Origin of the sequence: Planotetraspora mira (genome assembly GCF_016863275.1) — a bacterium.
Lineage (GTDB): Bacteria > Actinomycetota > Actinomycetes > Streptosporangiales > Streptosporangiaceae > Planotetraspora > Planotetraspora mira.
This window is the reverse complement of the sequence record NZ_BOOO01000008.1, coordinates 35943-61872: the sequence shown is the minus strand read 5'-3', so window position 1 is coordinate 61872 and position 25930 is coordinate 35943. Positions and strand designations below refer to the sequence as shown.

5 protein-coding genes are annotated in these 25930 nt (G+C 73.9%); 3 read left to right on the top strand and 2 right to left on the bottom strand.

Features of this window, described 5'->3' with window-relative positions; all coding sequences use genetic code 11:
- Window positions 1–78: 78 nt before the first annotated feature.
- Together Pmi06nite_RS07505 and Pmi06nite_RS07500 are read left to right on the top strand one after the other, a co-directional pair.
- Window positions 79–22788 carry a non-ribosomal peptide synthase/polyketide synthase gene (locus Pmi06nite_RS07505; RefSeq protein WP_203952151.1) on the top strand — a complete coding sequence of 7570 codons (22710 nt, stop codon included), beginning with the start codon at window positions 79–81 and terminating at the stop codon, window positions 22786–22788.
- Window positions 22789–22878: 90 nt separating this feature from the next.
- Window positions 22879–23091 carry an MbtH family protein gene (locus tag Pmi06nite_RS07500; RefSeq protein WP_203952150.1) on the top strand — a complete coding sequence of 71 codons (213 nt, stop codon included), beginning with the start codon at window positions 22879–22881 and terminating at the stop codon, window positions 23089–23091.
- A gap of 134 nt (window positions 23092–23225) precedes the next feature.
- Here the strand turns inward: Pmi06nite_RS07500 and Pmi06nite_RS07495 are convergent, their stop codons facing one another.
- Complete coding sequence (locus Pmi06nite_RS07495; RefSeq protein ID WP_203952149.1) at window positions 23226–23912, bottom strand: alpha/beta fold hydrolase; 687 nt, start codon at window positions 23910–23912, stop codon at window positions 23226–23228.
- Between the two features lie 34 nt (window positions 23913–23946).
- Window positions 23947–25152: a YbfB/YjiJ family MFS transporter gene (locus tag Pmi06nite_RS07490; RefSeq protein ID WP_203952148.1), complete on the bottom strand. Its 1206-nt coding sequence runs from the start codon at window positions 25150–25152 to the stop codon at window positions 23947–23949.
- A 147-nt stretch (window positions 25153–25299) separates the two neighbouring features.
- Here Pmi06nite_RS07490 and Pmi06nite_RS07485 point away from each other — a divergent pair, with 147 nt between their 5' ends.
- Window positions 25300–25881 carry a TetR/AcrR family transcriptional regulator gene (locus Pmi06nite_RS07485; protein WP_203952147.1) on the top strand — a complete coding sequence of 194 codons (582 nt, stop codon included), beginning with the start codon at window positions 25300–25302 and terminating at the stop codon, window positions 25879–25881.
- Window positions 25882–25930 lie beyond the last annotated feature (49 nt).

Here is a 25930-nt window from a genome sequence, read left to right as displayed (position 1 = left end):
GTAATCCTTACCTTAGTATGTCGGGCGGCCGGGGCTCACCGTGTCCCGTTCCGTTCAGATTGGGAGGCTTGGTCACCTGTGTCCGGTAGAGCAGATGTCACTGAGGCGGCGACGGCGTATTGGCACAGGCGGCTCGCGCCGCTCCCGCAGGAAACGACTCTTCCGGCTGACTTTCCGTACCGGCCGCAGGAGTCCGGGGACCGGGAGACGCGTGAACTGGCACTCGACGCCGGAGCGGACGTCGCGGAACCGGCGCTGCTCGCGGCGTACGTCGCGTTGCTCCACCGGTACGGCGGCGCGGACGACGTCACCGTCGGGTACGACGGGCTGCCACTGCGGATCGCGGTGAGCGGTGGCACGAGCTTCGGCGAGCTCGTGCGGAGGGTGGACGCCGCGGTCGCCGAGGCGCGGGCACATCGGGTGCCGCTTTCCGCGCTGGTCGACGCGCTGCGGCCCGAGCCCACACGAGGCGGCGGGTTCTTCTTCAACACAGGGTTCACCACGGGCTCCGGCGCCGGTTTCGGCGCGGGCCTGGTCGCGGAGGTGAGCGCGGGGCCGCTGGATCTGGTCATGCACGTCGCGGGGGGAAGGGCGCGGGTGTCCTACCGCCCGGACCTCTTCCGGGCCGCCACCGCCGAACGGCTCCTCGGCCACTACGCGACCCTGCTGTCCGACGGCCTGGCCCGGGTGGACGCGCCCATCGGCGCGCTGGAGACGCTGACCGGCGAGGAACGGCACCGGATCCTCGTCGAGTGGAACGCGACCGGCCATGGTGTGCCGTCGCTCACCTGGCCCGAGCTGTTCGCCGAGCAGGTCAGGACGCGGCCGGACGCCGTCGCGCTGGTCTTCGAGGACATGCGTCTCACCTACGCGGAGCTGGACGAGCGCGCCAACCGGCTGGCGCACGCGCTGATCGCCCGCGGCGCGGGGCCCGAGCGTGTCGTGGCCCTCGCCCTGCCGCGCTCGGCCGAGCTGATCGTCGCCGAGGTGGCGGTGCTGAAGTCGGGCGCCGCCTACCTGCCGGTGGACACCGACTACCCGGCCGACCGCATCGGCTACATGCTGGCCGACGCCGCGCCCGCCTGCCTGGTGGCCGTCGCCGAGACCGCGGCCGACGTCCCAGTCCGTGACGGCATGGACGTGCTGGTCCTCGACGCGCCGCAGACCGTGCGAGAGCTGGCGGGACGCCCGTGCCACGATCCCACCGCGGCCGACCGCGGGCCGCTGTCGGTCTTCAACCCGGCCTACGTGATCTACACCTCCGGCTCGACCGGCCGCCCCAAGGGCGTTGTCCTGTCGCACACCGGCGTCGCCAAGCTCGTCGCGACCCAGAGTGAGCGTTTCGGCGTGGGGCCCGACAGCCGGGTTCTGCAGTTCGCCTCGCCGAGCTTCGACGTGGCCTTCTGGGACCTCTGCCTCGGCCTGCTGTCCGGAGGCCGGCTCGTCGTGGTCCCGGCCGAGCGCCGCGTGCCCGGCGCGCCGCTGGCCGACTACGCGAACGCCAACGGCATCACGTTCATGATCCTTCCTCCGGCGCTGCTCGCCGCCATGCCGGACGACGTCGAGCTGCCGCCGTCCGCCACGTTGCTCGCGGGCACGGAACGCGTCTCTCCCGAACTGGTCGGCCGCTACGCGCGCGGCCGCATGATGTTCAACGCGTACGGACCGACCGAGGCGACCACCAACTCCACGCTGGGATTGTGCGACCCGGACATCCCGGCGGGCTCCATCGTGCCGATCGGCGGTCCCGACCCGGGGACCTGCGCCTACGTCCTCGACGCGCGGCTCAGGCCCGTGCCTGCGGGAGTCCCCGGTGAGCTCTATCTCGGCGGCGCCGGGCTCGCGCGCGGGTACCTCGGCCGGCCCGACCTGACCGCCGAGCGGTTCGTCGCCGACCCCTTCGGGCCGCCGGGGGAGCGGTTGTACCGTACGGGCGACCTGGTGCGCTGGACGGCAGACGGACGGCTGGAGTTCCTCGGCCGCGCCGACTCGCAGGTGAAGATCCGCGGCTTCCGCATCGAACCCGGCGAGATCGAGTCGGTGTTGCGGAGGCATCCCGCCGTCGACCAGGCCGCGGTCGTGGTCCGTGAGGACAGGCCGGGGGACCGGCGGCTCGCGGCGTACGTCGTGCCGTCCCTGGACGCCGCGGCCGCGGACGAGACCGAGCGGGTCGAGGAGTGGAAGGACCTGCACGAGCTGCTCTACGCCGCCGCCGGGTCGGACGGCCTCCGCGAGAACTTCGCGGGCTGGAACAGCATGTACGACGGCCTCCCCATCCCGGTGGAGGAGATGCGGGAATGGCGCGACGCCACGGTCGGCCGCATCGGGGAACTGCGGCCGCGCAGGGTTCTGGAGATCGGCGTCGGCAGCGGGCTCATCCTGTCCCGCGTCGCCCCCGGCTGCGAGGCCTACTGGGGCACCGATCTGTCCGAGGAGGCGGTGCGCGCCCTCCGCGCGCAGGTCGACGCCGTCCCCGGTCTCGCGGAGCGGGTGGAGTTGCGGACCCGGCCCGCGCACGACATCGAGGGCCTGCCCCGGGGCTTCTTCGACACCGTCGTCGTGAACTCGGTCGCGCAGTACTTCCCCGGCGCCGACTACCTCACGGACGTGCTGGGCAAGGCCGCGACGCTGCTGGCCCCCGGCGGCCGGATCTTCGTCGGCGACGTGCGGAACCTGCGCCTGCTGCGCTGCCTGCGCGCCGCCGTCGAGACCAGGCGCGGGACCGACCCCGAGGACAAGCAGGCCCTGCGGGCCGCCGTCGACAGGTCCGTGACATGGGAGGGCGAACTCCTGCTCGACCCCGGCTATTTCGCGGCGCTGGACGAGTTCGAGGCCGACATCCGCGTCAAGCGCGGCGCCCACCACAACGAGCTCACCCGCTACCGGTACGACGTCGTGTTGCGGAAGCGGGCGGACCTCGCGGACCTGGGCACTGCGGGGCCGTCCGGCGAAGAGGAGGTCCGCTGGGCGGACCTCGACGGCATGGAGGCGCTCGGCGCGCTCCTGGCCGATCGTGCGCTCCTGGCCGATCGTGCCCTGCCGGCTGATCGTGCCCTGCCCGCTGATCGTGCCCTGCCGGCCGATGGCACCCTGTCGGCCGATCGCGCGCGCACCGCCGGAGCGGCCGTCAGGCTCCGGGTCAGCGGCATGCCCAATGCCCGGCTGGCCGGGGACCTCGCGACCCTGGGCGCCCTGGGTGACGGCAGCCGCCCGGCCGCGCTCGCGGACGGCGCCGACCCCGAGGCTCTGCACGTCCTCGCCGCCCGGTACGGCCACCGTGTGGCGGTCACCTGGAACGGGGACGCCGACGACGGCGCCCTCGACGCCGTCTTCGTCACCGGCGACGCCCCCTTCGGGCGGCTCTACCGCGGCGGCGTCTCGCCCGACTTCCCGCGTGATCTCCCCGGCGGGTTTCCGCACGCCAACACGCCCGCGCCGTTCCGCGACGTCGCGGCACTGATGCGGACCCTGCGCGCGCACGCGGCCGAATGGCTGCCCGACTACATGGTCCCCTCGGCCTTCGTCCCGCTGGACCGCCTTCCGGTCACGCCGAGCGGCAAGCTCGACGGCGCGGCCCTCCCGGTGCCCGACCACGCGTCGCTCAGCTTCGGCCGCGCTCCCCGCGACCCCCGCGAAGAGTTGTTGTGCTCCCTGTACGCCGAGGTGCTCGGACTGCGGTCCGTCTCGATCGACGACGACTTCTTCGCGCTCGGCGGCGACAGCATCGTCGCCATCCAGTTGCTCGGCCGCGCCCGCCAGGCCGGTGTGCGGCTCACGCCCAGGGACGTCTTCCGCCATCGCACGGTCGCGGCTCTGGCCGAGACCGTCGCCACGCTGCCCGATCAGGCGCTCCGCGCCGCCGCCGGCTCCGGTGAGGGCGATGACGGGACCGGTTCCGAGGCCGCCCCGCTGGTACGGCTCGGCGACGCCGACCTCGCGGAACTCCAGAGCGAGCACCCGGTCACGGTCGGGGAGGTGCTCCCGCTCGGGCCCCTGCAGGAGGGCTTCTTCTTCCACGCGCTCGTGGACGGCTCCGACCACGACGCCTACGTCGTGCAGCAGGTGGTCGAGCTGGCCGGCCCGGTCGACGGCGAGGCCCTGCGCCGCGCCGCGCGGCGCCTGCTCGACCGGCACGCCCCGCTGCGCGCCTGCTTCCGTCAACTCCAGGACGGCAGGCCGGTGCAGATCGTCGCGTCGGGCTTCGACCTGCCCTGGCGCGAGGTCGACCTGTCGGCGTACGACCCGGATGCGCGGGAGGAGGAGGCGGATCGCGTCGCGGCCGCCGAGCGCGCCGCCCGGTTCGACCTGGCCAGGCCCCCGCTGCTGCGGTTCGCGCTGGTGCGCCTCAGCGGGGAGCGCAGCCGCCTCGTGCTGACCTTCCACCACATCGTGGCCGACGGCTGGTCGCTGCCGGTGCTGCACCGCGAGCTGATGGCCCTCTACGGCGACGGCTTCGAGGTTCTGCCCGAGCCGGCTCCCTACCGCGATTACCTCCGCCGTCTGGGCGCCGCGGACCGCGACGCCGCCCGCGACGCGTGGTGTCACGCCCTCGCCGGGCTGGACGAGCCGACCCGCCTGGTCGACGCCCCGGCGGACGGCGCCCCGCTCGTGCCGGGACAGGTGCGTGTCGAGCTCCCCGAGCACGTCACCGCCCGGCTCTCGGCCCGGGCGCGGGAGCGCGGCGTGACGCTGGGCACCGCCGTCCAGACCGCCTGGGGACTGCTTCTCGGACGGCTGACCGGCCGCCAGGACGTGGTCTTCGGCACGACCGTCTCCGGCCGCGACGTCCCGCTCGACGGCATCGAGTCGATGGCCGGCCTGTTCATCAACACCCTGCCGACCCGCTTCCATTGGCGGCCGTCCGACACCCTCGCCGGGCTCATGGAACGGCTCCAGGACGAGCAGGCCCAGCTGCTCGGGCACCAGCATCTCGGTCTCCCGGAGATCCAGCGGATCTCCGGGCTCTCCGGCGGCGGCGAGCTCTTCGACACGCTCCTCGTCTTCGAGAACTACCCGGCGGGCACCGGCCTGACCGACCCCACCGGCACGGTGGAGATCGTCGGTCACGAGTTCCACGACGCCGTCCACTACCCGCTCGCCCTCATCGTGAAGCCGGGTCGGCGGCTCGACCTGCGGCTGAAGCACCACGCGCAGCGCCTGGGCGGCCAGGCCGTACGGCGGATCGCGGCCCGTCTCACCAGGATCCTCGTCGCCATGGCCGACGACCCGGCCCTGCTCGCCGCCCGCATCGAGCTGCTCTCGTCCGGCGAGCAGGCGCGCGCCGAGCTCGCGGGGGAGGCCAGGGACGTCCCCGCGACGACGCTGGCCGCCGCCTTCGAGGCCCAGGCGGCCCGCACTCCCCAGGCGACCGCGGTCGTCTACGAAGGCGAGAGCCTCACCTACGAGGAGCTGGACGCCCGAGCGGGGGACCTGGCCCGCGACCTCCGTGGCCGCGGCGCGGGACCGGAGAAGGTCGTCGCGGTCGCCGTCCCCCGCTCGGCCGAGCTGATGGTGGCGTTGCTCGGCGTGCTGAAGTCCGGCGCCGCCTATCTGCCGGTCGACGTCGACTACCCGGCCGACCGCGTCGCGTACATGCTGGCCGACTCGGGGGCGGCGACGGTGGTGACCACGGCCGCGACGGCCCCGCGCCTGCCCCTGACCGATGGGCTCACCGCGCTCGTCCTCGACGCGCCGCCCGGTCACGGCGGCGACACCGCGGCTCAAGCGGCCGCCCGAGATGAGGGCGCGGGAGGCGGCGACACCGCTGCCCGAGGGGAGGCCCGGGGGCCCGCCCGGGGCGCGGGGCCCGACGACCCGGCGTACCTCATCTACACCTCCGGCTCGACCGGGCGGCCCAAGGGCGTGGTCGTCACCCACCGCGCCATCGTCAACCGGCTGGCCTGGATGCAGGACGCCTACGGGTTGCGGGCCGACGACCGCGTGCTGCAGAAGACGCCGTCCAGCTTCGACGTGAGCGTCTGGGAGTTCTTCTGGGCGCTGTGCGAGGGCGCGGCCGTCGTCCTCGCCCGGCCCGACGGGCACCGCGATCCCGCCTACCTGGCGACCCTCATCCGCGAGCAGCGGATCACCACGATGCACTTCGTACCGTCGATGCTCGAGGCCTTCCTCCAGGCCGAGGAGATCACCGGCGACGCCTCCTGGGCCGTCACCCTGCGCCGCGTCTTCAGCAGCGGCGAGGCCCTGGCCGCCGTCGCGGCCACGCGCTGGCACGAGCTGACCGGGGCGCCCCTGCACAACCTGTACGGTCCCACCGAGGCGGCCGTCGACGTCACCTACCACGCCTGCGACGAGACCGCTGGTGGCACCGGCCCCACCGTGCCGATCGGCCGCCCGGTGTGGAACACCACCCTGCGCGTGCTGGACGGGTGCCTTCGCCCGGTTCCCGCCGGGGCGCCCGGTGAGCTCTACCTGGCAGGCGTGCAACTCGCGCGGGGCTATCACGCGAGGCCCGGCCTCACGGCCGAGCGGTTCGTGGCCGACCCGTACGGCCCGCCCGGCGCGCGGATGTACCGCACGGGAGACCTGGTGCGGCGCGACGAGGACGGCGTCGTCACCTATCTGGGCCGCACCGACAGGCAGGTCAAGCTGCGCGGCAACCGCATCGAACTCGGCGAGATCGAGGCCGCGCTGGTCCTCCTGCCCGCCGTCGCCCAGGCGGCGGTGACCGTCCTCGGCTCCCGGCTCGTGGCCTACGTCGTGGCCGCCGCGTCCCCTGAAGTGGGGTCTCCCGCGGCGGGCTCCCTGGAGACGGCCTCGATGCGGGCCGCCCTCACGGGCGCTCTGCCCGCCCCGATGGTGCCCGAGGCGTACGTCGTGCTCGACGCCCTGCCGCTGTCGCCCAGCGGCAAGCTGGACCGCGGCGCCCTCCCCGAGCCGGAGGCGGCGCGGGTCCGGTCACGCGGTCCGCGCGACGAGCGCGAGCGCACCCTCACCGAGATCTTCGCCGCCGTCCTGAAGCTGGAGGAGGCCGGGGCCGACGACGACTTCTTCCTGCTGGGCGGTGACAGCATCAGCTCGATCGGCGTCTCCAGCAGGGCCCGCCGCGCGGGACTCGACCTGAGCCCCCGCGACGTCTTCGAGCACCGCACGCCCGCGGCGCTCGCCGCCGCATCCGCCCGGGCGGCGTCCCCGGATGCTCAGGCGTCCCTCATGAGTGCGGCCTCCGGTGGACGGGGCCCGGCCCTGTCCCTGACCGGCGAGGAGACCCGCCGCGTCCACCGGCTCAGTCCCGGCGCGGTGGAGGCCGTGTGGCCGCTGGCCCCGCTCCAGGAGGGCCTGTTCTTCCACTCGACGTACGACGCTGGCGCGCTCGACGTCTACACCGTCCACGAGTCCTTCGACGTCGCCGGCCGGGTCGACGCGGAACGGCTGCGCACCGCGACGCGGGTGCTGCTGGCCCGCAACCCCAGCCTCCGCGCCGGGTTCACCAGCGAAGGACTGCGCCAGCCGGTCCAGTTCATCGTCCGCGATCCGGAGATCCCGCTCGAAGAGGCCGACCTGTCCGGCCTGCCCGCCGCGGAACAGGACGAGCGGCTGCGCGAGCTCATGGACGCCGAGCGGACCCGCAGGTTCGACCTCGCCCGGCCGCTGTTGTTCCGGATGCTGCTCGTCCGGCTCGGCGGCGGACGCGGCGACCGGCTCGTCATCGGCAGGCATCTGCTGCTCTGGGACGGCTGGTCCGCCTGGTTGTTCCTCGACCAGCTCTTCCATCTGTACGAGACGGGGGGCGACGACGCCGGCCTGCCGGATCCCGGGTCGTACCGCGACTACCTGACCTGGCTGGACGGCCAGGACACCGCGGTCGCCACCCGGGCGTGGCGGGAGGCCCTCGCCGGCCTCGACGAGCCCACCCTGCTCGCCGCCGCGGACCAGGGGCTGGAGCCGGTCATCCCGGAGAGCCTCGACGCCGTCCTGACCGCCGGTCTGACCGGACGCCTGCGCGACACCGCCCGCAGGCACGGCCTGACCATGAACACGGTGCTGACGACGGCCTGGGGGCTGACGCTCGCCAGTGCCACCGGCCGCGCCGACGTCGTGTTCGGCACGACCGTCGCGGGACGGCCGAGCGAGGTGCCGCACGTCGAGAACGTCATCGGCATGTTCCTCAACACCGTCCCGGCCCGCATCGCGTACGACCCCGCCGAACGGGTGGCCGACCTGCTGCGGCGCGTGCAGGACGAGCGTCTGGCCCTGATGCCGCATGAGTATCTGGGGCTCGGCGTGCTGCAGGCGGAGACCGGTCACCGGCGGCTGCTCGACACCCTCTTCGTGCTCCGCAACAGCGACACCGAGGAGCGGCTCGCGGAGCTGTCCGACCGCCACGGCGCCACGGCCGTCGCCAACGTCGACGCCACGCACTATCCGGTCAACCTCGTCGTCACGCCGGGGGAGCGCATCCGGGTCACCCTCGCGCACCGGCCCGACATCGTGGCCGGGCCCCGCGCGCAGGCGCTGCTCGACCGATTCACGCTCCTGCTGGAGCGCCTCGCCGAGGGTCTCGACACGCCCGTCGGCCGCCTCGATCCGCTGCTCCCCGCGGAGCACGCGGCGCTGGAACAGGAGCGCGCCTCCGGGCGCGTGGCCGTACCCGGGGAGACGATCGCCGACCTCCTCGCCGTGCAGGCGGCCCGCACGCCCGAGGCCACCGCGCTCGTCTTCGGCGAGCGGAGCGTCACCTACGCCGAGCTCGACGCGCGCATCGACCGCATGACCCGGCTGCTGCTCGCCCGTGGCGCGGGGTCTGAACAGGTGGTCGCGCTCGGCCTGCCCCGCTCGATCGACATGGTCGTCGCGCTCTTCGCCGTGCTGCGCGCGGGAGCCGCCTACCTGCCGCTGGAGCTCGACCATCCGGACGACCGTCTCGCGTCCATGCTCGACGACGCCGGCCCGCTGCTGCTGATGTCCACCACGGCCGTCTCCGCACGGTTCGCGGCCGCCGTGCCCGCCGTGCCGCGCGTCCTGCTCGACGACGCGGCCGTGGCGCGGGAGCTGGACGCCCTTCCGGATGGCCGGATCACCGAGGCCGACCGGCCGCGCTTCAGCCTGGAGCACCCCGCGTACGTCATCTACACCTCCGGGTCGACAGGACGTCCGAAGGGCGTCGTCACGCCTCACCGCGGCCTGACCAACATGCAGCTCAACCACCAGAAGGAGATCTTCGCCCCGGCCGTGGCGTCCGCCGGGGGCCGCAGGCTGCGCATCGCGCACACGGTGTCCTTCGCGTTCGACATGTCGTGGGAGGAGCTGCTCTGGCTGGTCGAGGGGCACGAGGTGCACGTCTGCGACGAGGAGTTGCGGCGTGACGCCGAGGCCCTGGTGGCGTACTGCGAGGCCAACCGGATCGACGTCGTCAACGTCACCCCGACCTACGCCCACCTGCTGATCGAGGAGGGGCTGCTGGAGGGGCACCGCCCGCCGCTCGTGCTGCTGGGCGGCGAGGCGGTCTCCGAGACGGTCTGGAGCCGGCTCCGCGACACCGAGGGCACCTACGGCTACAACCTCTACGGCCCGACGGAATACACCATCAACACGCTTGGCGGCGGCACCGGCGACAGCGCCACGCCCACGGTCGGCCGTGCCATCCGCGGCACCCGCGCGCACATCCTCGACGCGTGGTTGCGCCCGGTGCCCGACGGTGTCCCCGGCGAGCTGTACATCGCGGGGATCGGCCTCGCGCGCGGCTATCTGCGCAGGCCCGCCCTGACGGCCGAGCGGTTCGTCGCCGACCCGTACGGCGAGGCGGGCGAGCGCATGTACCGCACCGGAGACCTGGTGCGCCGCCGCGCCGACGGCAACCTGGACTTCCTCGGCCGGACCGACGACCAGGTCAAGATCCGCGGCTACCGCGTGGAGCTGGGCGAGATCGAGACCGCGCTCGCCCAGCACCCCCAGGTCGCGCAGGCGGCCGTCATCGCCCGCCCCGACCCGTCCGCGCCCGGCACCCAGCGCCTCGTCGGCTACGTCGTGCCCGCCGAGCCGACCGCCGAAGAACGGTCGGCCGCCGAGCGGGACCGGATCGGGGAATGGCAGGAGATCTACTCCGACGAGTACGAGCAGATCGGCACCGCGGTCTTCACCGAGGACTTCGCGGGCTGGGACAGCAGCTACGACGGCCGCCCCATCCCGGTCGAGCACATGCGGGAGTGGCGCGAGCAGACCGTCGCCCGCATCCAGGAGCTGGGCCCGCGCCGGATCCTCGAGATCGGCGTCGGCTCCGGGCTGCTGCTGTCCCGGCTGGCGCCCGGCGCGGAGGCGTACTGGGCGACGGACTTCGCCGAACCCGTCATCCGCAAGATCGGCGAGGACCTTCGCCGCGATCCCGAACTGGCCGCCAAGGTCGAGCTGAGGTGCCGGCCCGCGCATGTGACGGACGGCCTGCCGACGGGATGGTTCGACACGATCGTCATCAACTCCGTCGTGCAGTACTTCCCGAGCGTCGACCACCTGACCGAGGTCATCCGGGGCGCGATGGAGCTGCTTGCGCCGGGCGGGGCGCTGTTCGTCGGAGACGTGCGAAACCTGCGGCAGGCCCGCGCGTTCCACACCGCCGTCCAGCTGTCCAAGGGCGGCGACTCCGGCGACCGGGGGGAGGCGGCGGATGTCCGCCGCGCCGTCGAGCGGGGGATGCGGCTGGAGAAGGAGCTGCTCGTCGATCCCGACTACTTCGCCTCGCTCGGGTTCGGCGTCGACCTGCGGACCAAGCGCGGGCACCACCACAACGAGCTGACCCGGCACCGCTACGACGCCGTGCTGTACCGCGAGGAGGCCAGGCCGCTCGACCTCGGCGACGCGCCCGTGGCGGCCTGGGCGGACGTGCTCGCCGATGCTCATTCCGCCGAGCCGTCTGACGGGCACGCCGCCGGGCTTGCGGACCGTCTCCGCCGGGACCGGCCGGAGACGCTGCGCGTGACCGGCGTCCCCGACGCGCGCGTCGCGGGCGAACTCGCAGCCGTGCGCGCACTGGACGGGGGCCGCGTGGCCCGCGCCGAGGTGGTTCACGGCGCTGCGGTTCCCGGCGACGGAGTGGAGCCCGAGGATCTGCACGCCCTCGGAGCGTCGCTCGGCTACCGCGTCCTGACCACGTGGTCGCGCGAGCCCGGGACGTACGACGCCGTGTTCGTGCGCGACGATGTGCGGCCGGACGCACGGGTCTCGGCCGGGCTGTACGTCCCCGGCGGCGGCACGGCCCCGTACGCCGGCACTCCGGCGACGACGCGCGGGGCGAGCGGGCTGGTGCGCAGGCTCAGGGAGGACCTGGGACGGCGGCTGCCCGACTACATGGTTCCCGCCGCGTTCGTGACGCTCGACCGGCTGCCCATGAACGACAACGGCAAGCTGGACGTCAGGGCCCTGCCCGACGCGGAACCCTCGGTGGCGCTCGGCGGCGGACGCGGGCCGCGGACGCCGGAGGAAGAGGTGCTCTGCCGGCTGTTCGCCGAGGTGCTCGGTCTGCCGGCCGTCGGCGCCGAGGACGGCTTCTTCACCCTCGGTGGGCACTCACTGCTCGCCACCCGGCTCGTCAGCCGGGCCAGGACCGAGTTGGGCGCCGAACTGGCGATCCGCGACCTGTTCGAGGCCCCCACACCCGCCCTGCTCGCCGAGCGCGCGGGGACGGGCAGGCCCGCCCGCCCCGCCGTCGTGCCCGTGCCTGCTCGGCCCGAGCGAATCCCGCTGTCTCCCGCGCAGCGGCGGCTGTGGCTGGCCGAGCGCATCAGCGGCGGCGACGCGTACCACTTCCCGCTCGTGTTCCGCCTGAGCGGGAACCTCGACGCCGGCGCGCTGCGGGCGGCCCTCCGTGACGTGGCAGCGCGGCACGAGGCGCTGCGCACGGTGTTCGCCGAGGACGACGGCGAGCCGTACCAGCGGATCGTGCCGGCAGACGAGGCGGAGCCCGGCTTCGCCGTGAGCGAGTGCCCGGAGGGCGAGCTGGAGGCCCGGATCCGCGAAGCGGTGGGCCGCCCGTTCGACCTGGGCGCCGAGCCGCCCCTGCGGGCCGAGATCCTCCGGGTCGCGCCGGGCGACCACGTGGTGGCGATCACCTTGCACCACATCACCACCGACGAGTGGTCGGACCGGCCGTTCCTCGCCGACCTGACCACCGCGTACCTGGCCAGGTCCGCGGGCGAGGCGCCGCAGTGGGAGCCGCTGCCGGTGCAGTACGCCGACTACACCCTCTGGCAGCGGCGGTTGCTCGGCGGCCCTGAGGACATGGAACAGCAGGGCGACAGCGGTGAGGGCGGGCGGCAGCTGACCTTCTGGACCGGCGCCCTGGACGGGCTGCCCGAGGAGATCCCGCTTCCGCTCGACCGGCCGCGTCCCGCGGAGCCCACGGGCCGGGGCGGCACCGTCCGTGCCGAGTTGCCGCCCGAGACCGCCCGCGCGCTCCGCGCGTTGTCGGCGCAGACGGGGACCAGCATGTTCATGCTGCTCCAGGCCGCGGTCTCCGCGCTGCTGCACCGCATGGGGGCCGGCGACGACATCCCGATCGGCGCACCGATCGCGGGACGCACCGACAGCGCCCTCGACGACCTCGTCGGCTTCTTCGTGAACACTCTGGTCCTGCGTGCCGACCTGTCCGGCGACCCGACGTACAGGGAGCTGGCCGAGCGGGTCAGAGACGCCGACCTCGCGGCCTTCGAGAACCAGGACCTGCCGTTCGAGCGGGTGGTGGAGGCGCTGGGCCCCGTCCGTGTCCCCGGCCGCAACCCGCTGTTCCAGGTCATGCTCGGCTACCACTACCGCCCTGACGGCGATCCGGAGATGCTCGGCATGCCCACCGAGTGGTGGCCGACGCGGATCGAGACCGCCAAGTTCGACCTCGACTTCACCTTCGTCGACCACGTGAAGAGCGACCGGGTCAGCCTGCTGCTGGAGTACGCCGCCGACCGGGCCGACCAGGCGACGGCCGTCGCGCTGGCCGAGCGCACGGTCGCCCTGCTCGGCGCCGTGGCCGCCGACCCGGACCTGCCGATCAGCCGGACGCCGGTGCTGACGGAAGCCGAGCGGCAGGCGTCACTCGGCCTCTGGAACGACACCGCGCGCCCCCTGGAACGGCGCACGGTCCCGGAGTTGTTCGCCGAGGCCGCCCGCGCCGGGGCCGGCCGGACCGCGCTGGTCACCGACGCCGGACGGATGACCTTCGCGGAGCTGTCGGCCCGGGTCGACGGCGTCGCGCGGCTGCTGGGGCGCCGCGGGGTCACCACGGAGAGCGTGGTGGGCCTCGCCCTGCCCAGGTGGGAGATGGTGCCGGCGATCCTCGGCGTGCTCGCCGCGGGCGCGGCCTATCTTCCGCTCGACCCGGCCCACCCGGCCGAGCGGCTCGGCCACATGCTGACCGACGCCGCGCCGGTGTGCGTGCTGACCACGACGGCACTGGCCGCCGCCCTGCCGTACGGCCACGCGGCGGTGGTGCTCCTGGACGGCCCGTCGGCCGCCGAGGAGATGGAGGCCCGTCCAGGCGACGGTCCGCCCGTTCCCCCGGCCGCGGACGGCGCCGCCTACGTCATCTACACCTCCGGGTCGACCGGCCGGCCGAAGGGCGTGGTCGGCACCCACCGCGGGCTGAGCAACCTGTACGCCTCCCAGGTGGACGACCTCATCGAACCGGCTCGCCGGGCCGCGGGCCGCGACGTGCTGCGCGCGGTGCACTCGGCCTCGTTCAGCTTCGACGCCTCGTGGGAGCCGATGCTGTGGTTGCTGGCCGGGCATGAGCTGCACGTCGTCGGCGAGGCCACGATGACCGACCCGGCCGCGCTGCAGGCCTATCTGGCCGACGCGCGCGCCGACTTCCTCGACCTCACCCCGACCTACCTCCAGGAGCTGGCCCACCACGGGTTCCTCGACCCCGGTCGCTACCGCCCGGGCGTGATGACGATCGGCGGCGAGGCCATGCCGGCCGCCATGTGGCGCACGTTGTGCGAGCTGCCCGGCGTGACCGTGCACGACATGTACGGCCCGACGGAGTCCGCGGTCGACGCGTACGGCCGGCACAGCGGCGACGCACAGGATGAGGCATGGGCCGCGCCGCTGGCCAACGTCCGCGCCCACGTGCTGGACTCCGCGCTGCGGCCGGTCCCCGCCGGCGTCCCCGGTGAGCTGTACCTTTCCGGGGCCGGACTGGCGCGGGGTTACCTCGGCCGCCCGGCGCTGACGGCGGAGCGGTTCGTGGCCGACCCGTTCGGGGAGGCGTCCGGCGAGCCGGGCGGCCGGATGTACCGCACCGGCGACCTCGCGCGACGCCGCGCCGACGGCACCCTGGAGTTCCTCGGCCGCGCCGACGACCAGGTCAAGCTGCGAGGCTTCCGGATCGAGCCCGGGGAGATCGAGTCGGTCCTGCGCGCCCATCCCGCCGTGGCCCAGGCCGCCGTGGTGATCCGCGAGGACACTCCGGGGGCCCACCGGCTGGTGGCCTACGTCGTCCCGGCCGGCGCGGACCCGGCCGGCCCGGGCACGCTCCGAGCCCATGCGGCGGCCACGCTGCCGGAATACATGGTTCCCGCGGCGTTCGTGGAGCTCGCGGCACTGCCCCGGTCGATCGGCGGGAAGCTGGACCGCCGGGCGCTCCCCGCGCCGGACCAGGCGAGCTCCCCGGCAGGGCGCCGGCCCCGTGACGCCCGCGAGGAGATCCTGAGCGAGCTGTTCGCCGCCGTGCTCGGCGCGGAGCGCGTCGGCGTCGACGACGACTTCTTCGCGCTCGGCGGCCACTCCCTGCTGGCGATGCGGCTGGTCAGTCGCGTCCGCACGGCGCTGGGCGCGGAGATCACCCTGCGCACGGTGTTCGAGGCGCCCACAGTGGCCCGGCTCGCGGAACGCGTGCGCGCGGCCGCAGGCCCCTCCACTGCCGGTTCCGGTGCGACGGTGGGCGGGATCGTGGGCGCCAGGCCCGTCCCGGCCCCCGCACGCCGCCCGGACCTCGTGCCGCTGTCGTCCGCCCAGCGACGACTCTGGGTGCTGCACCGGCTGGAGGGCCCGAGCGCCACCTACAACATCCCGATGGCGTGGAGGCTGACCGGACGGCTGGACCTGGAGGCCCTGCGCGCCGCGCTCACCGACCTGGTGACCCGGCACGAGAGCCTGCGAACGGTCTTCCGCGAGCGGGACGGCCTTGCCCACCAGCACATCCTGGACGCCGCGGAGGCCGGAGCCGTCCCCCTGATCCAGGAGGTGACGGACGGAGCGCTCGCGGAGCGGCTGGCCGAGGCGGCAGGCCGGGGCTTCGAGCTCGACCGGGAGCCGCCGCTGCGCGCCCACGTGTTCCGACTCTCCCCTGACGAGCACGTCCTGCTGCTGGTGGTCCACCACATCGCGGGCGACGAGTGGTCGGACCGTCCCCTGTGGCGGGATCTCACCACCGCCTACCGCGCCCGCCTCCAGGGCGGGGCACCGGAGTGGGCGCCGCTGCCCCTGCAGTACGCCGACTACGCCCTGTGGCACCGCGACCTGCTCGGAGACGGCGACGACCCCGAGAGCCCGATGGCCCGGCAGCTCGCATTCTGGCGGCGGGAGCTGGAGGGCATGCCCGAGGAGCTCGCACTCCCCGCGGACCGGCCCCGCCCGCTGGAGGGGAGCAACCGGGGCGGCGCGGTCGCCGTGCCGTTGAGCCCGGAACTCGAGCGCGGGCTTCGCGGGCTCGCCCGCGACCGGGGCGTCAGCATGTTCATGGTCGCGCAGGCCGCCGTCGCCGCGCTCCTGCACCGGCTGGGCGCGGGGGAGGACATCCCCCTCGGCTCGCCGATCTCCGGGCGTGCCGACGAGAGCCTGGAGGACCTGGTCGGGTTCTTCGTCAACTCGCTGGTCCTTCGTACGGACCTGTCGGGAGCGCCGGCGTTCGGCGAGCTGCTGCGAAGGGTGCGGGACGCCGACCTGGCCGCCTATGAGAACCAGGATCTGCCGTTCGAGCGGCTGGTCGAGGCGGTCAACCCGGCCCGTTCCCTGGCCAGGCACCCGCTCTTCCAGGTGATGGTCGTCTACATCGCCGGAGGGGGAGCGGCTCCCCGTTTCCCGGGGCTCACCGCCGAGCCCGAGCCTCTCGGCCAGGAGACCGCGAAGTTCGACCTCAGCTTCGACTTCGTCGAGCGGGGCGACGGCGGCGGCATCGACGGATGGATCGAGTACAGCGCCGACCTGTTCGACCACGCCACGGCCGAGTCGCTCGCGCGGCGGCTCGTCCGGGTGCTCGAGCAGGTCGTGGCCGACCCGGACCGGCCCGTGAGCCTGCTCGACGTCCTCGAGGACGGCGAGCGGCGGACGGTCGTCGAGGAGTGGAACGACACGGCGCACCCGGTCGAGCCGTCCACTCTGCCGGAGCTGTTCCGGGCCCAGGCCGTCCGGACCCCGGACGCGCTCGCCCTGGTCTTCGAGGGCGAGCGGCTGACCTACGCCGAGCTGGACGAGCGCGTCGAGCGCCTCGCGCGGACCCTCGCGGGCATGGGCGCGGGCCCGGAGAGCACCGTGGCCGTGGCGCTGCCGCGCTCCGCGGACCTGGTGACCGCCCTGCTGGCCGTGCACCGGGCCGGCGCGGCGTACCTGCCGCTGGACGCGGGCTACCCGCCGGAGCGGGTCGCGCTCATGCTCCAGGACGCCCGGCCGGTCTGCGTGATCGAGGGCGGCCTGCCCGACGGCCCGGCCGGCGCCCTGCCGGACCGGTACGACCCCCGCCACCCGGCCTACGTGATCTACACCTCCGGTTCGACCGGCCGCCCGAAGGGTGTGGTGGTGCCGCACGAGGGCATCGTGAACCGGCTTGAGTGGATGCAGGACGCGTACGGACTGACCGCCGGCGACCGGGTGCTGCAGAAGACGCCGTCGAGCTTCGACGTGTCGGTCTGGGAGTTCTTCTGGCCGCTGATCACGGGAGCGACGCTCGTGGTGGCCAGGCCCGAGGGGCACAGGGACCCGGCGTACCTCGCCGGGCTGATCCAGGCCGAGGGGGTCACCACGGCCCACTTCGTGCCCTCGATGCTCCGGGCGTTCCTCGACGAGCCGCGTGCGGCGGGATGCGCCTCGCTCCGGCAGGTGATGTGCAGCGGTGAGGTACTGCCCGCGGAGCTCGCCGCCCGTTTCCACGCCGTGCTCGGCGCCGAACTGCACAACCTGTACGGCCCGACCGAGGCGTCCGTGGACGTGACGGCCGTCCGGGTCGCGCCGGGGGCGGAGACCGTCCCGATCGGGCGCCCGATCTGGAACACCCGGGCCTACGTCCTGGACGCCGCGCTGCGCCCGGTCCCGCCCGGGACTCCCGGTGAGCTGTACCTGGCGGGCGTCCAGCTCGCCCGGGGCTACCTGGACCGTCCGGGACTGACAGCGGAACGATTCGTCGCCGACCCGTACGGCCATCTGTCCGGCGCGCCCGGCGCGCGGATGTACCGCACGGGAGACCTCGCGCGATGGAGCCGCGACGGGACGCTGGAGTTCCTCGGCCGCGTGGACGACCAGGTGAAGATCCGTGGTTTCCGGATCGAGCTCGGGGAGATCGAGGCCGTGCTGACCCGGCACGAGGCGGTGGCGCACGTGTCGGTGATCGCCCGCGAGCGGCGGCTGGTCGCCTACGTCGTCCCCGCCCCCGGCCGGGCGGCCTCCGCCGCCACGGTCCTGCGCGACCACGCCGCGGCGGCACTGCCCGAGTACATGGTCCCGGCCGCCTTCGTCACCCTCGACGCCCTGCCGCTCACGCCGAACGGCAAGCTCGACCGCAAGTCGCTGCCCGCGCACGACTTCGCGGCCGAGGTGACGGACACGCTCCCGCGCACCCCGCGTGAGGAGGCGGTGTGCGCGCTGTTCGCCGCCGTCCTGGGGCTCGAACGGGTCGGCGTCGAAGACGACTTCTTCACGCTCGGCGGGGACAGCATCGTCGCCATGCAACTCGTCAGCCGCGCCCGCGTGGCCGGGCTGGCGATCAGCCCCCGGGACGTGTTCCGGCACAAGACCGCAGCCGCGCTGGCCGCCGTCGCGGGCGACCTCGCCGCCGAGCCCGGCGCGTCCGCGGCGGCCCTGATCGACCTGAGTGACGAGGAGCGGGCCGAACTGCCCGCCGCGGGCGTCGCCGAGATCCTTCCGGTGACGCCCCTGCAGGCGGGTCTGCTGTTCCACGCCTCCTTCGACCCCGCCGGAGCGGTCTCCGGCGGCTCGCGCGGGCCTGACGTCTACACCGTGCAGGTGTCCTACGACATCGACGGCCCGCTCGACGCCGCCAGGCTGCGCGCGGCGGCTCAGGCGCTGCTCGACCGGCACGGCAACCTGCGGGCCGGGTTCCGGTACCTGTCGAGCGGAAGGCCCGTCGCGGTCGTGCCGCGCACCGCCGTGCTGCCGTGGCGGCAGGTCGACCTGTCGGGCCTGGACACGGCGGAGCGGGAGGAGCGCTGGGCCGGCTACCTGGAGCAGGAGCGGCGGCGATTCGACCCCGCGACGCCACCGCTGCTGCGGCTGCTGCTGGCGGGCGACGGGCCCGGCCGTCACCGGCTGCTCCTGTCCCACCAGCACCTCCTGCTGGACGGCTGGTCGGTGCCCCTGCTGATGGCGGAGTTGTCGGCGCTCTACGCCACGGGCGGTGACGCCTCCGGCCTCCCGGACGCGGCGCCGTACGGCACGTATCTGTCGTGGCTCGCCCGGCAGGACGCCGAGGCGTCGGCCGCGGCGTGGGACCGGGCACTGGAGGGGCTGGAGGAGCCGACGCGTCTCGTCCCCGCCGACCCCGACCGTGCGCCGGTCCTGCCGATGACGCACACCGTGCGGCTGACCGGCGAGCTGACCGAAGGACTGACGGCGCTGGCCCGCTCGCGGGGGTTGACGGTCAACACCCTGGTGCAGGGCGCGTGGGGCATCCTGCTGTCCCGGCTCACCGGCCGCGGCGACGTGGTCTTCGGCGCCACCGTCTCCGGACGTCCTCCGGAGCTGGACGGCGTCGAGTCGATGATCGGCCTGTTCATCAACACGGTCCCCGTCCGCGTGCGGATCGACGAGCGGGAGCCGCTGTCGGCCTTCCTCTCCCGGCTGCAGGACGAGCAGTCGGAGCTCATCGCCCACCAGCATCGGGGCCTGGCCGACATCCAGCGCCGGGCCGGGCTGGGCGACCTGTTCGACACCCTCGTCGTGTTCGAGTCGTACCCGGTGGCCGATGATGACGGGCTCGGCGTGGGGGAGGGTCTGCGCACCGCCGTCCGGGACCACCAGGACTCGACGCACTACCCGTTCGCGTGGGCGGTGGAGCCCGCCGACGGACTCGTCCTCACCGCCGAATACCGGCTTGACCTGTTCGACGGTCGGACGGCCGAGCGGATGACCGCATCGATGGTGCGCGTGCTCGAGACGATGGTCGCCGATCCCGGCCTGCCGCTCGCCCAGGTGGACGTGCTGTCCGAGCGGGACCGCCACGACGTCCTGCGGGGATGGAACGACACCGGGATGCCGGCGGCGCCGGGCGAACCGGACACCGCGCCCGGCCTGTTCGAGGCTCAGGCGGCCGCCTCTCCCGACGTCGTCGCCGTGGTGTCGGGGACGGCGGTCTCCGGGGCCGGCACGGTGAGCTGGACGTTCGCCGAGCTGAACGACCGCGCCAACCGGCTGGCCCGGCTGCTGGCCGCCGGCGGAGCCGGGCCCGAGCGGATCGTGGCGCTCGCCCTTCCGCGGTCCGCCGACTTCCTGCTCGCGATCCTCGCCGTGCAGAAGGCGGGCGCGGCCTACCTGCCCATCGAGACCGGCCTGCCGGTCGAGCGGACGCGCGACATGCTCGACGACGCCCGGCCCGCGCTGGTGCTCACCACATCGGACCTCGCCGGTGGCCTGCCGGACGGGGGAGCGCCGAGAATCCTCCTCGACGCGCCCGAGACCGCCGCGACCCTCGCCGTCCTGCCCGGGGGGAATCTGCACACCGCGCCACATCCCGGCGATCCGGCGTATGTGATCTACACCTCGGGATCGACCGGGCGGCCCAAGGGCGTCGTGGTCTGCCACCGCAGCGTGGTCAACCTCTTCCGCAGCCACCGGGCGACGTTGCACGATCCCGCGAAGCTGGCCACCGGCCGGCGTCACCTGCGGGTCGGGCACGCGTGGTCGTTCGCCTTCGACGCCTCGTGGCAGCCCCAGCTGTGGCTGCTGGACGGGCACACGCTGTACATCGCCGACGACGAGACGCGGCGCGACCCCGAACTGCTGGGCGCGGCCATCCGCGAGAACGCGCTGGACTTCATCGAGGTCACGCCGTCGTTCTTCGCACAGATGGCCGACGCGGGCCTGATCAGGGACGGCGAGTGCCCGCTCGCGGTCGTCGGAGTCGGCGGCGAGGCCGTTCCCGACTCCCTCTGGGCCGAGCTGGCCGGGCTGCGCTCCACTGAGGCGTACAACCTCTACGGGCCCACCGAGGCCACCGTGGACGCCCTCGTGGCGCGGGTGCGCGACAGCGACCGGCCGCTGGTCGGACGCCCGGTCGGCAACTCCCGGGCGTACGTGCTGGACGCCGCGCTGCGGCCGGTGCCGCCGGGCGTCACGGGTGAGCTCTACCTCGCGGGCGCCGGGCTGGCCAGGGGCTACCTGGGACGGCCCGGCCTGACGTCGGAGCGGTTCGTCGCCGACCCCCACGGCGATGCCTTCGGCGACCCGGGCGGCCGCATGTACCGCACCGGCGACCTGGCGCGATGGTCGGCCGACGGCAGGCTCGACTACGCGGGCCGGGCTGACGACCAGGTGAAGATCCGCGGCTACCGCGTGGAACTCGCCGAGATCGAGGCGGTGCTGGAGCGGCACCCGGCGGTCGCGCAGGTGGTGGTGGCCGTCCGCGATGACGGCCCCCGGGCCAGGCGGCTGGTGGGTTACGTGGTGCCGGAGAGGTCCGTGGCCTCGCCGGGCGTGCCCGACCCCGGAGGCGACGCGGCGGACCCGGCCGCACTGCGCGCCCACGTGGCGGCCACGTTGCCGGAGTACATGGTCCCCGCGGCGGTCGTGCTGCTCGACGAGTTGCCGCTGCTGCCCAACGGCAAGCTGGACCGCAGGGCGCTCCCCGCGCCCGACTTCGCCGTGATGACATCCGGCAGGCGGCCCGTCGGCGCGGTCGAAGAGGCGCTGGGCGCGGTCGTCGCGGACGTTCTGGGGCTGCCGGGAGTGGGAGCCGACGACGACTTCTTCACCCTCGGCGGGGACAGCATCCTCGCCATGCAGGTCGTCGGCAGGGCACGCGCGGCGGGTCTGCGGGTCACTCCCCGGCAGGTGTTCCAGCACCGGACCGTCGCGGCCCTGGCATCCGTGGCGAGGAGACTCGGGGAGGACGGGGACCTGACCGTCCACGACGACGGCACGGGAACGGTGCCCCTGACGCCGATCATGCACGCGCTGCGCGAACGGGGCGGTCCCATCGACGGCTACCACCAGGCGGCCCTGCTCCAGACGCCCGCCGGGCTGGACGCGGCGGGACTCACGGCCGTGCTGCAGGCGGTCGCGGACCGGCACGACATGCTGCGCGCCCGCCTGGAGCGGACCCCCGGCCTTCCCGCCGCGGACGGGGAGAGCGCCGAGCGGTGGTCCCTGGAGGTCCCCGAACCCGGCGCGGTGGACGTCGCCCGATGGCTGACCACGGTCGACCTGACCGGCACCGATGACGAGAGGCTCCGCGCGGCCATCGCCAGGCACGCCAGGAGGGCCCAGGACGGGCTCGACCCGGAGGCGGGCGACATGGTGCGCGCCGTCTTGTTCGACCGCGGCGCCGAACCCGGACGGCTCCTGCTGCTCATCCACCACCTCGTCGTGGACGGCGTCTCCTGGCGGGTCCTGCTGCCGGATCTGGCCGCCGCCTGGCGGGACGTCGCGCGCGGCGCCCCGGTGGCGTTGCCGCCCGTGGACATGTCGTTCCGGCGCTGGTCGCGGCTGCTGGCCGAGCGTGCCCACGATCCCGCGCGCGAGGACGAGCTGTCCCTGTGGAACGGAGTGCGGGCCGGCGCGGCGCCGTTGCCGGCGGCGCGGCCGCTCGATCCCGGGCGGGACGTCGTCGCCACCGAGCGGTACCTGTCGTTCACGATCCCCGCGGACCGGACCGGGCCGCTCCTCGGCCGGGTGCCCGCCATCTTCGGGGCCACCGTCAACGACGTGTTGCTGACCGCCCTCGCGCTGGCCGTGGCCGACTGGCGCCGCCGCCGTGACGACCGCGTGAACGGCGGCGCCAAGGACGGTGCGGCGGGGGGCGCGGTGCTGGTCGACCTGGAGGGCCACGGCCGGGAGGAGGAACTCGCGGGCGGCGCCGACCTGTCGCGGACCGTCGGCTGGTTCACCAGTGTCATCCCGGTCCGGCTCGATCTCGGAGTGGGCGCGGACGCGGGCGGTGACGGCGTGGATCTGGCCGACGCGTTCGCGGGCGGTCCCGCGCTCGACGAGGCGCTGGCCCGGATCAGCACGCATCTCGCCTCCCTGCCGCACGCCGGGATCGGGCACGGCCTGCTGCGCCACCTCAACCCGAGGACGGGTCCTGGACTCGCGGGCCTTCCCGAGCCGCAGATCGAGTTCAACTACATGGGCCGCTTCGAGCACCCGGACGCGACCGACTGGTCCTACGCCGCCGAGAGCGACGCCGCGGACCTCGACGCCGATCCCGGTATGCCGCTGTCCCACGCCCTCACCGTCAACGCGCTGACCGAAGACCGTCCCGGCGGTCCCGAGCTGACCGCCCACTGGTCGTACGCGTCGCTGATCCTCACCGAGGAGGCCGTCAGGGACCTGGCGGAGACCTGGTCGCGGGCGCTGGCGGCGATCGTGGACCGCGCCGCGGCACTGGAGGCCGAACGCAGATAGAGCAGAACACGCGTCCGACACGCGGCCCCACTGGCCGGACGAATCCTCACGCATATCAACGAACGCCAACGAAATAGGAGAAACGATCCCGTGAGCAGCAACCCCTTCGAGAACCCCGACGGCGTCTACTCGGTGCTGGTGAACGACGAGGGACAGCACAGCCTGTGGCCCGACTTCGTCGAGGTGCCGGCTGGATGGACGGTCGCCCACGGGCCCGCCACCCGGCAGGAGTGCCTGGACCACATCGAGGCCAACTGGACCGACATGCGCCCCAAGAGCCTGGTCGAGGAGCAGCGAGGCTGACCGCGCGAGCCGTCCGGAGACCTGCGGACGACCGGCTGCTCGCCGTCGCGGGCGAGCAGCCGGTGCCGGTCATCGCCACCGTGAGCACCGAGTGGTCGGCCGAGCAGGCACGGACGTCGCCCGGCACGCGGACCTCACGCCGATCCGAGCTGGGGTTCTGCGGCCTCGAGCAGGATCTTCAGCAGGTCCTGTGGTGCGTCCCGCATGAGGTTGTGCCCGCTGTCCAGCGCGTACGTCGCCCACGAGGGGTCCTGGAGCAGCCGCTGATAGACGGGTGTGAAGGGGGACTCGCCGTCCCAGCCCGCCGCGTACACATAGACCCGGCGCCGGACCCGCGCCGGATCCCCGGTGAGGCGCAGAGGCTGGAGCAGCGAGGCGACCGGGTGGGGTGTGGCCCTGGTGTCGAAGAACGGCAGCGGCCGCACCGCGTACCCGGTCTCCACCACGTCCGCGTACCACTGCCGTTCTCGATCGGAGACCAGATTCCAGCACGAGTCGCCGTCGCCCGGCACGACGGCGTCCAGGTACACCAGCGAGGCCACGCGGCCGGGCATGCGGTCGGCGACACCCGTGATCACCATCCCGCCGTAGCTGTGGCCGACCAATACCGCGTCGTGGAGGTTCTCGGTCTCCAGGACGCCGGTCACGTCCTGGAGGTGCGTGTCGAGGTTCACTCCGCCGTGCGGCAGGTGACCGCGTTCGCCGAGCCCGGTCAGTGTCAGCGGGTAGGTGCGGTGCCCGTGGTCGCGGAGTCGTTCGGCGAGCTCATCGAAACACCAGCCGCCGTGGCACATGCCGGGAATCAGGACGAAAGTTGCCATAACCGTGTTCCTTATCGGTGGATGACCGGGTGACTCAGGCGTCCGTCTCGATGACGCCGCCCGGCAGGGGCGTTGTGGGGGGCGCTGTGGAGAGGCGTGAACGGGCCCCGATCGTGGCGATCAGGGCCGCCGCGGCGCACAGGATCGCGGTCCACGCCAGGGTCGCGTCGGTCGAGGTGTGATCGGCGAGGAGCCCGGCCAGCCATGGGCCGGCGGTCTGGCCGGCGGCGAACAGCGTGGTGAAGGCGGCCAGTGCGGCGGTCCAGCCGGCGGGCGGGATGGTGGCCTTGATGAGCGCGGTGACGGCGGCGGGGACGCCCATGAACGTCGCTCCGTACAGGATCGCGGAGGCGAGGATGACCGGCTCCGCCGGGGACATGAGGGGAAGTGCCGCTCCTCCGGCGAGGATGGCGAGCAGCGCGGCCAGGGCTCTGCTGCCGGGCCAGTGGGTGATGGGACGGCTCCACAGGAAGGGCGCCGCCATGACGGCCAGCCCCAGGACCGTCCAGGTGAACGCCACCCGCGAAACCGGTGCGTCCCGGTCTGCGAGGTAGGCGGACAGGAAGGTGATGTAGGTGATGTATCCGGCGGCGAACAGGAGATAGGCCAGGGCTGTCCGCCGCAGCGGGCGCACCGGCCGGCGGCCGGCGGGGGCGGCCGATGCGGGGGTGTCCTCGTCGGTGCGTGCTGCGGACCAACTGACCAGTGCCGCCAGACCGGCGGCGACGCTGAGGCAGGCCCAGGCGAGTTGCCATCGATCCCCCAGGGTCGGAATGGTCACGCCGCCGAACACGATGCCCAGCCCGGTGCCGGCGAAGTAGACGGCGATGGGCATGCCGGAGGAGATGCCGGTGGCGATGCGCGCCGCGATCACACCGCCCGTGACGAACACCAAGGCCCCCGCCGCCCCGGCGACGGCCCGTGCGGTGAGCAGTGCCAGGTGGTCACCGCCGACGGCTGTGGCGGCGAGCGCCATCGCGGTGAGGACCATCCCCCAGCGGAAGGTGGCGGCGGTGCCCAGCCGTCGCCGGACGACGGGGGTCGCCAGAGCGCCGAGGAGGTAGCCGAGCCCGTTGGCGGCGCTCATCGTGCCGGCGTCGGCCAGGCTCCAGTGAAGGTCGTCACGCATGGCCGGCAGAAGAAGTCCGAAGGCGAAGCGTGCCAGCCCCAGCGCCGAAGCGGTGCCGAGAGCCAACCGCAGCGCCTGCCACCGGGCCTGCCTCACGAGCGCCTGCCTCATGAACACTGCGCGGGGAAGTTCGTGATCGTAGGTGTCAGGGGCAGGCGGAGGGCGGCGGCAAGCGATCACGGAGGTCCCCAAGGTCGAACCGATCGGTACGATCCGAGACGCTAGCACCTGATCGAACCGAGCGGTACCATCTATCGCATGCCAGTCGCCAAAGGCTCGACGATCGACCCGGCGCGCACCCGCGCCGCCATCCTCGAAGCGGCCACCGCGGTGCTGTACGAGCGCGGGCTCGACGGCATCGGCGTCGCCGAGCTGTGCACCCGCATCGGGGTGTCCAAGGAGACGCTCTACCGGCACTTCGGCACCAAGGAGGGCCTGGTCGAGGCCATGCTCCGGCAGCGCAGCGAGCGGGTCGTGCAATGGCTGGCCGCGGCCGCCGCGGCCGCCGGCGACGACCCCCGCGACCAGCTCGCCGCCGTGTTCGACGCCCTCCAGCAGTGGTACGACGACCCGGTCTTCCGCGGCTGCGCGATGCTGAACGCGGCCGCCCAGCACCACGTCGAGACCGTACGCGCCATCACCGCACGTCATCTCGACCGCTACCTCGAATTGCTGACCGGCATCGCCGAGCGCGCCGGAGCCACCGATCCCCAGGTCCTGGGGCGGCAGTTGCTCATGCTGGTCGAGGGTGCGACCGTCGTCGCCGCGCACCACGGCGGCGCCGGCGCGGGTGAGCATGCCCGCCACGCCGCGCTCACCTTGTTGTCCGCCGCATCCTGAACCCGCTCGCCGGGCCGGGCACGTCGGGGAGACGTGCAGAGGGGCCGGG